Source organism: Arthrobacter sp. 05N33_2, assembly GCF_056397425.1.
In genome coordinates, this window is sequence record NZ_JBFTNJ010000015.1 from 68,449 (window position 1) to 79,922 (window position 11,474).

At 67.9% G+C, this 11,474-nt stretch carries 8 protein-coding genes and 1 rRNA gene; 2 read left to right on the forward strand and 7 right to left on the reverse strand.

Translation table 11 applies throughout. The annotated features are described in order from the left end of the window. Positions 1-5: 5 nt before the first annotated feature. The 5 genes from AC1DHX_RS09885 to AC1DHX_RS09905 form a co-directional block, all read right to left on the reverse strand. A complete protein-coding gene (locus tag AC1DHX_RS09885; protein ID WP_476860111.1) occupies positions 6-1,376 on the reverse strand; it encodes an FAD-binding oxidoreductase in 1,371 nt (456 codons plus the stop codon). Between the two features lie 34 nt (positions 1,377-1,410). Then, positions 1,411-3,396 carry a glycoside hydrolase family 13 protein gene (locus tag AC1DHX_RS09890; protein WP_476899995.1) on the reverse strand — a complete coding sequence of 662 codons (1,986 nt, stop codon included), beginning with the start codon at positions 3,394-3,396 and terminating at the stop codon, positions 1,411-1,413. A 2-nt stretch (positions 3,397-3,398) separates the two neighbouring features. Then, positions 3,399-4,403, reverse strand: a complete 1,005-nt coding sequence (locus AC1DHX_RS09895; RefSeq protein ID WP_476860109.1) for a sugar ABC transporter permease — start codon at positions 4,401-4,403, stop codon at positions 3,399-3,401. After that, a complete protein-coding gene (locus AC1DHX_RS09900) occupies positions 4,400-6,052 on the reverse strand; it encodes an ABC transporter permease subunit (protein WP_476860108.1) in 1,653 nt (550 codons plus the stop codon). Before AC1DHX_RS09900 ends, AC1DHX_RS09895 begins: the two co-directional genes overlap by 4 nt. 151 nt (positions 6,053-6,203) lie before the next feature. After that, positions 6,204-7,502: a sugar ABC transporter substrate-binding protein gene (locus tag AC1DHX_RS09905; protein ID WP_476899996.1), complete on the reverse strand. Its 1,299-nt coding sequence runs from the start codon at positions 7,500-7,502 to the stop codon at positions 6,204-6,206. A gap of 279 nt (positions 7,503-7,781) precedes the next feature. Here AC1DHX_RS09905 and AC1DHX_RS09910 point away from each other — a divergent pair, with 279 nt between their 5' ends. Both AC1DHX_RS09910 and AC1DHX_RS09915 read left to right on the forward strand, forming a co-directional pair. Beyond that, positions 7,782-9,560 (forward strand): glycoside hydrolase family 13 protein, encoded by a 1,779-nt coding sequence (locus AC1DHX_RS09910; protein ID WP_476860106.1) that lies wholly within the window; start codon positions 7,782-7,784, stop codon positions 9,558-9,560. A 2-nt stretch (positions 9,561-9,562) separates the two neighbouring features. Then, complete coding sequence (locus tag AC1DHX_RS09915) at positions 9,563-10,594, forward strand: LacI family DNA-binding transcriptional regulator (RefSeq protein WP_476860105.1); 1,032 nt, start codon at positions 9,563-9,565, stop codon at positions 10,592-10,594. A gap of 169 nt (positions 10,595-10,763) precedes the next feature. On the opposite strand, the gene AC1DHX_RS09920 is transcribed toward AC1DHX_RS09915, so the two are convergent. Together AC1DHX_RS09920 and rrf are read right to left on the reverse strand one after the other, a co-directional pair. Then, positions 10,764-11,264, reverse strand: a complete 501-nt coding sequence (locus AC1DHX_RS09920) for an SRPBCC domain-containing protein (RefSeq protein ID WP_230007238.1) — start codon at positions 11,262-11,264, stop codon at positions 10,764-10,766. A gap of 126 nt (positions 11,265-11,390) precedes the next feature. Next, positions 11,391-11,474 (reverse strand): 5S ribosomal RNA (gene rrf / locus AC1DHX_RS09925); the annotation flags it as partial.

An 11,474-nucleotide genomic window follows, 5' to 3' on the forward strand; every position in this document is an offset into this window, starting at 1 on the left:
TTGAGCTAAATCGCCTTGCCGGGGTTCAGGATCCCGGCCGGATCGAAGAGTTCCTTGATCCGGCGCTGCAGCTCCCGCACGGGTTCCTTCTGCTCCAGGCCAAGCCAGCGCAGCTTGTACTGCCCGATCCCGTGTTCGCCGGTGATCGTGCCGCCCATGGCCAGGGCCACGGCAATCGACCGGTCCAGGGCGGCGCCCAGGCGGGCCATGGCATCGGGGTCCACGGCATTGTCCGCCCGGTCGACCCAGAAGGTGGGGTGCAGGTTGCCGTCACCGGCGTGGGCCACGACTTTGAGCTGCACCCGGTGTTCCGCCGCCATGGACTCAAGCTCGGCGACGTAATCCACCAGCCGCGAACGCGGCACGGCCACGTCCTCGCCCACCCGGTATTCGTCGTCCACCTCGGTCCCTCGGCTGTTGCGGCGCAGTTCGACAAGCTCCTCTGCCTCCGCGTTGGCCTCCATGGTCACCACCGCTCCTCCCGCCACCAGGACCGGGCGGATGGCCGCGGCTTCCGCCGCCGCACCGAAGCCGTCGGTCTGGATCAGCAGCAGGGATGCCCCGCGTGCGGCCAGGTCCGAGCCGTGGAGGTCATCGAGTTGGGCGAGCGAGCCGCCGTCGAGCAGTTCCATGATGGCCGGCTGCACGCGGGCCCTCCCCACTGCGAGGACCCCGGCCGCGGCRCTGCGGAAGTCCGGGTAGAAGGCGGCGATGGTGTGAACATCGCGCGGCAGGTACTTCAGCCGTACGGTGACACCGACCACGATCCCCAGGGTCCCCTCCGAGCCGACGAACAGCCCGGTGAGGTCATAGCCGGCGACGCCCTTGAAGGTCTGGTGGCCGGTATGGATGAGGGAGCCGTCCGCGAGGACGACGTCGAGCGCCAGGACAGAGTCGCGGGTCACCCCGTACTTCGCGCAGCGCAGCCCGCCGGCGTTGGTGGCCACGTTGCCACCGATGGTGGACATCTTGAAGCTTGCAGGATCCGGGGCATACATGAGCCCGTGCACGGCGGCGGCCGCATTCAGGTCGGCGTTAATGACGCCGGGTTCCACGACGGCGGTCTCGTCATCCGGGTTGAGGTCCAGGATGCGGTTCATCCCCTCGAGCGTGAGCACCACGCAGCCCGCGCTCGCGTGGGCGCCCCCGGAGACCCCGGTACCGGCCCCGCGCGCCACCAGCGCGACGCCAAAGGCGGCGCAGGCACGCACAGTTGCCTGCACGTCGGCCACCGATTCGGCGCGGACCACCGCCTGCGGGAGCTGATAGTCCAGGACGGGAGCCTGGTCCACGGCATAGGCGGCCAGGGTGGTGGCGTCCACGGCAATTTTCGCCGCGCCCAGGGCGGTGGTCAGCTCGTCGATGATGCTGCGCATGCGGTCTCCAGTTCGGTCGAATCCGGTTCCCAGTCTAAGACTGCGGGAGCGGCAGCCGGGTCCCGGGCAGCACCCATGCGGCAGCGGCCGGACCCCGGGTGCGGATCAGGGCGGATCGGGCGGCCTCATCCGCCCTGATCTTCCCGGCAGAAGCGTCCGGCGATGGCTCCGGCGCCCYGCCCGGCGCCCCGCGCGGCTCCCGCCGCAGTTCCACCATGACCTCGCCCGCCGCGTAGGCAGGCCGCCCGGACAGGGCCGCGAACTGGGCCCCTGAGAGTGTTCCGGGAGCCAGTTCCGCCTCCGCCCCGGCCCGGGCCACCACCACGAGTACGGCGCTCTGCCCTGTTTCACGCACGAACGCCAGGACGTCCCCGCGTGCGTACAGCCAGCGCACGCCGCCGCCCGTCAGTGCGGGCTGGTCCCGGCGCAGCGCGGTGAGGGCTGCGTAGTCCGCCGTCAGGTCGGTGAGGATGCGGCTGGGGTCGTCCCAGGGCATGGGCGTCCGGGAGGACTCCCCGTTGTCGCCTTTGAGTCCGAACTCGTCGCCGGCGAACACCACGGGAACGCCCGGCAGGGTGAACATCAGCAGCGCGCCGAGCCGCTGGCCGCCGTCGATCATCACGGTGGCCGCCCGCGCGGTGTCGTGGCTGTTCAGGGCGTTCATGTTCTGCTGACGGACGTCCCAGCTGAACGCGGAAGCGAGGTCCAGGTGCGTGGCCAGGAAGTCCTCCGCGGCGGTCCGGTTGGGGCCGGGCAGCGGGGTTCCAAAGAAATTGACGTGTCCCGCGTCCCCTGCGAGCCAGGACCACAGCGGGCGGGTGAAGTTGGAGTAGGTCATGGCACCGTGCCAGTGCTCGCCGCTGAAGTCGGGTGCCGCGTCATTCGTGGCCTCGGCGAGCAGAGCCGCCTCGGGGTTGATCGAACGGACGCGGTCCGCGATCAGCCGGGCGACGTCGTAGTTCAGATCGGTGCCGCCGAGCCTGCCGGTCATGTTGCCGACGTCGATCCGCCAGCCGTCCAGGTTGAACGGCGGCCGGAGCCAGAGCGCCACCGGGGAATCGTCGTCCAGGACGAATTTCTCGCGCAGGCCCTGAGAGGCCCAGTTGAGCTTGGGCAGCGACCTGACGCCGTACCACGACTCGTACGCCATGTGGTCGGCATTGAAGTAGTAGTACCCGGCTTCCTCGGAGGCCGGGTCGGCCAGGGCGCGCTGGAACCATTCGTGGGCGTCGCCGGAATGATTGGCCGTGAGGTCGCCCATCACCCGCAGGCCGCGGGCGTGGGCGGCCTGGACGAGTTCCACCAAGGCCTCGTCCCCGCCCAGCAGCGGGTCCACCATGGAAAAGGTGGCGGCGTCGTAGCGGTGGTTGGAGCGGGCCGGGAAGAACGGCGTCAGGTAGATGACGTCGGCCCCGAGCGCCTGAATGTGGTCCAGCCGCTCGGTGATGCCCCGGAGGTCGCCGCCGTAGCACTGGTACGGGGTCTGCGGACCGGAGCCCTCGACCTCGGTGGTGTCCCACCCGCACGGCACGGCCCAGTCCGGGAACGCCTCGTCCGGGGAAGTATGTTCCGGCGCCGGCTGCGACGGCGTGGAGCGGGCGAAGCGGTCCGGGAAGATCTGGTACATCGTTCCCCGGCGCAGCCATTTGGGGGCGGGCCGGAACGTGGTGAGGCGGAAGTCGGCGTAGTCGGAGACGTCCCGGCTGAATAGGCCCTGCGCGTTGAGGGTCCAATACCGCAGGCCTACCTCGATCAGGAACCGGTAGCGGGCCACCGGGTTGGTCACCACCATCGCAGCCTCCCACCAGGCCCACCCGTCGACGTCGCCAAGGTTCCTGGCCGGATCGTAGCGGGGTTCGCCGTCGTGGATGGACCGGAGCCACACCCGGGCGGGCCGCCCCCAGACGGCCGGCACGCGGAGCCGCAGCCGGACGTCCGCCCCCGGTTCCACGTGCCGGGGCGCGTGGAGTGCCGAACCGTCGTGGTGCGGCAGCGGGCCGGCGCTGCCTGGCAGCGTCATGCCTAGCCCTTCACCGAGCCCGCGGTGAGGCCGCTGACGATGTAGCGCTGCAAGAACAGGAACAGGGCCATCACCGGGATGGCGCTGAGCACGGCGCCGGCGGCAAAGACTCCCCAGTTCTCCGAGCGCTGCTGCGCCACGAAGGAGTACAGACCCACGGCGAGGGTCTGGCTGTCCGGGTCCGTGAGCACCACGGAGGCGATCACGAACTCGCCGGAGATGCCGATGAACGTCAGGAGGCCCACCACCGCCAGGATCGGCGTGACGAGCCGCATGATGATGCCGAAGAAGATCTGCGCGTGGCTGGCGCCGTCGATCTTCGCCGCCTCGTCCAGGGACTGCGGCACGGTGTTGAAGAAGCCGTACATGAGGTAGGTGTTCACGCCCAGCGCGCCGCCCAGGTACACCATGATCAGGCCCAGCTGGCTGCCCAGGCCGAGGGCCGGGATGACCTCGGAGATGCCGCTCAGGAGCAGGAAGATGGCGACGACGGCGAGCAGTTGCGGGAACATCTGGAGCAGCAGCAGGCTCAGCAGGCCGATCCGGCGCCCGGTGAAGCGCATCCGGGAGAAGGCGTACGCCGCCATGGCGCCCAGGAACACGGTGGCCGCGGAGGTCACGCCGCCCACCACCATGGTGTTGCCGAACCAGCGGGCAAAGGGCCGCGAGGGCATGTCGAACAGGGCGGTGAAGTTGCCAAAGTCGATCCTGCTGAACAGCGCGTTGGAACCCACCAGGGTGCCGGTGGAGTTGAGCGCTGCGGAGAGCACGTAGAGCAGCGGGAAGACCGCGAAGACCGTCACGATGCACCCCACCAGGTGGCGCCATCCTTTGTCCTTGAACCAGACGCCGAACGGGCGCCGGCGCTGCAGCGACTTGAGGTATTCGACGTCGGTCGCGCCGGTGGTGATGGTGCCGGGGCCGGTGGTGATGTTGCCGGGGCCGGTCCCTCCACCCTGCCGGGTTTCCTCTGCCGGAGCGGCGGTGCGCGATGCTGACCCTTTCATGCGTTCACGTCCTCGAGTGCCTTGGTCTGCTTGAAACTGATGGCCGAGACAGTGGCCACGATGATGAAGATGATGATCGCCAGTGCGCTGGCGAGGCCGTAGTCACGGCCAGTGCCCTGCCCGAATGCCACCTTGTACACCAGTGTGATCAGGATGTCGGTGGCTCCGATGTCCCGGTTGGTGTCCTCGAAGCGGGGTCCGCCGCCGGTGAGCATGAAGATCACGTTGAAGTTGTTGAAGTTGAAGGCGAAGGAGGAGATCAGCAACGGCGCGATCGAGACCAGCAGCAGCGGGAGCTTGATGGAGCGGAACACCCGCCACGGGCCGGCACCGTCCATCCGGGCGGCCTCGTCCAGCTCGCTGGGCAGCGACTGCAGCGCGCCGGTGCAGACCAGGAACATGTAGGGGAACCCCAGCCAGAGGTTGACCACCAGCACGCTGATCTTGGCCAGGAACGGGTCGGTGAGCCAGCCGATGGATGCCCCGCCGAACAAGTTCTGGTTGAGCCACCCGAATTCCGGGTTGAGGATGCCGGACCAGACCAGGCCGGTGAGGAAGGCGGGGAAGGCGTACGGCAGGATCATCAGGATCCGGTAGACCTTCTTGCCCCTGAGGTCCTCGCGGTTGAAGGTGATGGCCAGGAACAGCCCCAGCGCAAAGGTCAGAGCGACGGAAGCCAGGGCGAAGGTGAAGGTCCAGAGGATAACGCCGAGCAGCGGGCCGCGCAGGCTGGGGTCGGTGAAGGCGCGGGCGAAGTTTTCCATCCCGACGTCGATCTTCCAGCCGGTGGAGAGCGTCTCGCCGTTGCCTGCCGCGAAGGCGCCCTTGCCGTTGTCGCGGTAGACGGCACCGGAGACGGTGTCCGTGAAAGTGTCGGCAGCGGCGTCGTACTTCAGCGACGGCTTGAACTGGTAGGCGTTGCTGCCGTCCGCGGTGCGCAGGGTGCCGTCGGCCGGGTTGGCGGAGACCGGGACGGTGATGTCCAGGATGCTCTGCTGGTTGGCAACGATCTCCTGGAAGTTCAGGGTTCGGTAGCCGGCCAGGGCGTTGGCCTTCCCGGTCGAGTCCTTGCCGGCGCCGGGGGCTTCCGCGAGCGGCGTCTCGGTGTTACCGAGCGAGACCTTGCCCTGCGGGTCGGTGAAGAGAAGGTAGAAGGAGTTGTCCTTGGTGAGCACGGCGGCCTTGTAGGCCGGCGACTCGGGCACCCGCTTCTGCGCGGTGAGCTGGATGGCGGCGATCGCGTCACCCTTGGTGCTGTTGTGGCCGTCGCCGTAGTTGGTGAACGCGATGTAACCGCTAAACATGACCACGAAGACCTGGAATACGAGCAGGAAGAGCACGCCCGGGGCCAGGTACTTGGCGGGCAGGCCGCCCTTGCGCAGGTAGATCCAGTTGATCACCAGCACGACGGCGGCGGAGACTCCCAACGCCAGCCAGGACTGGCTCAGGAAAAGCATCATCAGGATGTAGACAGCGAGGGCGTCCACGAGGCCCAGCAGCACGATCTTGGCGATGGTTCCCTTCACCCCCTCGGGGCCGCTCCGGCGTGGGTGGGCGCTGCCAGCCCGCCGGGCTGAGGTTGTGGGGGCGGCGTCCGGGGCGGACGACAGTGCGGGGTCTATGTCCTCGCGGAGTTCGGTATCTGACATGGCTGTCTACAGTCCTTGGGAGAAGCTGGGGTGATGCAGGAACGGGCCGGGCGGCCTCACGGCNNNNACCGGGCCGGGGGGCCACCCCCCCGCCCGGCCCGGTGCCGCCGGTCACTGGCGCTTGGGGAAGCGTCAGGAACCGGCGCGGGGACTAACCCTTGATCTTGCTCTTGATGCTGGCGGCCATCTTGGCCCAGTCAGCGGCGGGATCGCCCTGGCCCTTGATGAGGGCGAGCTCGGTGGCTCCCCAGTCGGCCCAGACGGCACTCATTTCCGGGATGGCCGGCATCGGGACGCCGTTGGCGCCGATCTTGCCGAAGGCGGCGACAACCGGGTCGCTTGCTGCCTTCTCGAAGGAGGCCTTCAGTGCCGGCGGGCGGCCGCCGGCCTTGTACATGGAGTCCTGGGCGGCCCCGGAGGTCAGGTAGTTGGTGACGAACTCGTTGGTGGCCAGGGCGTTGGCGCTCTTGGCGCTGATGAAGAAGCCGTTGACGCCGATGAACGGCTGGGCCGGCTGGTCGCCGGTGGTCGGCAGCTCGTCGACAGCGAACTTGATGCCCTTCTTCTGCACGTCCGGCACGTTCCACGGGCCGGTCAGGTAGTACGGGGACTCTCCGGCCAGGAACTTCTCCTTGGCGATGTCACCGGTGATGTTGGAGTTGATGATCTTTTCGCCTTTGTCGCCCCAGGCGGCCAGCTTCTTGGCGAACTCGACGCCGGAGGCGTCGCCGATCAGGAGCTGCTTGGGGTCGTAGCCGCCGTCGGCTGCCTTGCCGAAGACCTGCGAGCCCATGGAAGCCTGCAGCGGGTAGAGGTGGTACGGATCGCCCTGCTTCGGGTCCATGCCCACGAGGAACGGGAACTTCGCCTTGCCGTCGGCCACGGCCTTCTTGCCGTTGGCGACGACCTCGTCCAGGGTCTTGGCGCTCTGGGCAACGAGGTCCGTGTTGCGGAGCAGGGCGACGTTCTCGATCGCGTACGGGACGCCGTAGACGGAGCCGTTGTAGGTCATGGCCTTGATGGAGGAGTCCTGGAACTCGGACTTCTTGTCCCCGAGCTCCRCCGGAGCGATCACGCCGTTCTGGACGAACTTGCCGACCCAGTCGTGCGGGCCAACGATCAGGTCCGGGCCCTTGCCGGTCGGGACCTGGGTGATGAAGTCGTCGCGGACAGCGGCGAAGTCCTTGACGACGAGCTTGACCGCGATGCCGGTATCGGTCTGGAACTTGGCCGTGATGTCCTTCAGCGCGGGCGCGCGCTCGGCATCGACCCACATGGTGATCGTGCTGGCGCCGGAGGCCTTCAGGTCAGGCTTGGCCGTCGCGGTCGCGGGTGCGGTGGCTGCGGCGCCGCCGCACGCGCTGAGAGCCAGTGCGGCCACTACGGAAATAGCGCCCGCGGTGAATACGCGGCGGCTCGTTCCGTTCGTGAGGGTGTTCTGCACCTTCATTGGTGTCCCTTTCATAAATTCCTGCATCCACGCGTAAGGCCCTGGAAGTCCATTCCAGAGCCCCGTGGCATCGTCGGTGATGTGGCTCACAACTGCAAGCGCTTCCAAAGTACACGCTAGGTACCACTTTGAAAAGTCACCGCACCGGCCCGGGGCGAGGGGCTCCGCTGGCTGGCCGGACGCCGGGCCGGGACAGTCCAACGACTGGCCGAAACTGCCCGATTCGAATGTGACTGGAAGCGTTTTCATTTTCCCGGTGTGGGACTTACGATTACCGTCATGTCCGTTGATTCAGTTCTCCTCTCCCCCGCCGCGCAGGCCGGCCCCCTGACGGGTCCGCTGACCCCGGTGCACGCCGCAGACCACATCCCGGGATGGTGGCGGTCCGCCGTCATCTACCAGGTCTACCCTCGCTCGTTCCGGGACCTGAACGGCGACGGCATCGGCGACCTCGCCGGAATCACAGCCGAGCTTCCCCGGCTCGCCGACCTGGACATCGATGCCGTCTGGCTTTCGCCGTTCTACCGGTCTCCGCAGCGCGACGCCGGCTACGACGTGAGCGATTACTGCGACGTCGACCCCCTGTTCGGCACGCTGAACGACTTCGACGCCATGATTGCCGAGGCCGCGCGGCTGGGACTGCGGATGATCGTTGACCTGGTGCCCAACCACTGCTCGGACCAGCACGCGGCCTTCCAGGCCGCCCTGGCTGCTCCCGCCGGCAGCCCGGAGCGGGACATGTTCATCTTCCGCGACGGCAAGGGAACCTTCGGCGAAGAACCGCCGAACAACTGGCAGTCCCACTTCGGCGGTTCAGCCTGGACCCGTATCACCGAACCGGACGGCGCCCCGGGCCAGTGGTACCTGCACCTCTTCGACTCCTCCCAGCCGGACTTCAACTGGGACAACCTCGCCGTCCACGTGGAATTCGAGCGGGTCCTGCGCTTCTGGCTGGACCGCGGCGTCTCCGGTTTCCGGGTGGACGTGGCGCACGCCCTCGTGAAGGCCACCGGCCTGCCGGAGTGGGGCGGCCGCGCCGACGGCAGCAGCTCTGACGGCTTCCCCGGCCACGACGCTCCGATGTTCGGCCAGCCCGCCCTCCACGACATCTACCGCCAGTGGCGGCGGATTCTCGCCGAGTACGGCGCCGACCGGATCCTCTGCGCCGAAGCGAACGTGGACCCGCTCCCCCGGCTCGCCGACTGGGTGCGCCCGGACGAAATGCACCAGGCCTTCAACTTCCCCTACCTCCACGCGGGCCTGGACGTGCATCGCATGCGCCACGTCATCACCGAGTCACTGACGTCGCTGGACGCCGTCGCCGCCCCCAGCACGTGGGTGCTCTCCAACCACGACGTCGTCCGCCACGCCACCCGCTTCGGATACAACGGGCAGGCGCCGCGCGACGGTGACGGAATCGGCACCTGGGATCCGCAGCCGGACGAGGACCTCGGACGCTCCCGCGCGGCAGCGGCGTCCCTGTTCATGCTCGGGCTGCCCGGCGGGGCTTACCTCTACCAGGGCGAAGAACTCGGCCTTCCGGACGGGATCGACATCCCGGACACCCGGCGCCAGGACCCCACTTTTGCCCGCACCGGCGGAGCACGGCTGGGCCGCGACGGCTGCCGCGTCCCGCTGCCCTGGCGGGCCGGAGAACTACACGCAGGATTTGGCGACGGGCAGGACCCGTGGCTGCCGCAGCCGGAAAGCTTCGTCCGGCTGGCGCGGGATGTGCAGGCCGCTTCGCCGACGTCGCACCTGAGCCTCTACAAGCGCATGCTGGAGCTCCGCCGCCGGCTGGACCTGGGCCGGGGCTCACTGTCCTGGTACGAGGACCTGTGCACGGACACGAGCCTTGCCTTCCTCAACGGCTCCACGCTGGTGCTGCTGAATGTGGGGTCCGAGCCCTTGGAACTGCCCGCCGGGCGGGTGCTGCTGCGCAGCTCAACGTCACCGGAGGCCGGCTACGACGTTGAGGGCATGGACAGCGCCGGCGATCCGTTAAGCTCAGGTGAAACTGTTTGGCTGGAAATCTACATCGAGGACACGGAGGGCTAGGCATGCCCGGCATCAAGGACGTCGCGGAACGGGCCGGCCTCTCCATCGCCACCGTTTCGCGCGCCTTGAGCGGCAAAGGCAACGTTTCCCCGCGAAGCCGGGAACGCGCCCAGACCGCCGCCGCTGAGCTTGGCTTCGTCCTGTCCTACCACGCCTCCAGCCTGGCCTCCGGGCGCAATCACAATGTCGGCCTTGTTGTCCCCTCGGTCCACCGGTGGTTTTTTTCCTCGGTGGTCGAAGGTGTCTCTGCCACCCTACTGGACGCCGGCTACGACCTGACGCTGTACAACGTCAGCGAGGGCCGGGAGCGCCGCCACAGTGTGCTGAACGACTTCCTGCTGCGCAAACGCGTGGATGCTGTGATCGCAGTGTCCTTGGAGCTCTCCGAGGCCGAGATCGACCAACTGCTGGCCATCCACCGTCCGATCGTCGGGATCGGCGGCCCGTTGCCTGGCGCGTCGACCATCCGCATCGATGATTCCGGCATCGCGGAGGCCGCAGCCCGCCACCTGATCCAGCTCGGCCACAGCAAAATCGCCCATATGACCGGCGATGCCGCCTACGACCAGGATTTCCGCCTTCCCGGGACACGCCAGGCGGGCTTCAAGAAAGCCATGCGCGACGCCGGGCTGACGGTCCGTCCGGAGTGGCAGATCTCCGCCGATTTCACGATCCAGGGCGCCTATGCCAACGCCCGTACGCTGCTCGGCACCTCACCGGAGCGCCCCACGGCCGTCTTTGCCGCCTCCGATGAGATGGCGATTGGGACGATCCTCGCTGCCCGGGATTTCGGCCTGCGGGTGCCGCAGGACCTCTCCGTCATCGGCATCGACGGCCATGAACTTGGTGAGGTCTTCGGGCTCACCACGTTCGATCAAGACGCGCGGGGCCAGGGCGCGCTGGCCGTGCGGCGCTTGTTGGCCAGGCTCGACGGCGCCGGAGACGCGGCGGCCCCGCACACCGAATACCCTACGCGCTTTGTCATCCGGTCCAGCACCGCTGTTCCGCCCCTTGACCAAGGACGGATCCGCTAGTCTCCGGCTATTTTCGCCGTGGCGGCGTTCCTGCCCAGTTCCTCGCTCCATTGCCTGGCCGTCTGCCCAGAACGGCCCGGAAAGCCGGGGAGGCCCCACGGGTTCTCCGCCCCGGTCCTCCGAGCAACTGGGAAGCAACGCCTCGATCCGGCCCACAGACCAAGCAAGCTCAGGCGCCGGCGCCGCCCATGAAGCGAACAAAACGGTCCAGGACGCCGGGCCAGCCGGCCGCGTAGTCTGCCCGGGCGGCCGCGGGATCCTCGGCGCCTTCCCAACCGCTGTGAACCAGGCGGAGCTCTGTTCCCTCGCCGACCGCCTTGAAGGCCACCCGGAGCTCAGTGGACCATATGGCAGTGGTCCCAGGGTGCCAGCTGGCATGGAAGGACAACGGCGGCTGCCAGTCGTCAATGGATCCCCACACGGCTGTCCGGCCATCATCAGCGGTCTCCATGATGAGGCTCTCCTCGAACTCCACGTAGGAGCCGGCGCCATAGACGCTGTGGTCCTCCAGCGGCCACCAGAGGTGCGTATGTTCGGTGAATCCCACAAAGGCCCGGGCGACGGCGCCGGGTACCACCACCGTGTAGACAACCGGCTCCAGGCCGTCTGCTACCTCCGGCTCGGGGCCATCAGAAGGGTCAACGGGAGCATGGCTGAAGAGGTTATCCATGGGCAACAACTCTACCCGCGCCGCCCAACCGGACCCGCATGGGGTTTCGGCTTGAGTATTTCGTATGGGTCGTTAAATGCGGGAGGACCCCCACCTGGTGGTGGGGGTCCTCGACCGTTAATGGTGTTCCGGCGGTGACCTACTCTCCCACACCCTCCCGGGTGCAGTACCATCGGCGCTGTGGGTCTTAGCTTCCGGGTTCGGGATGGG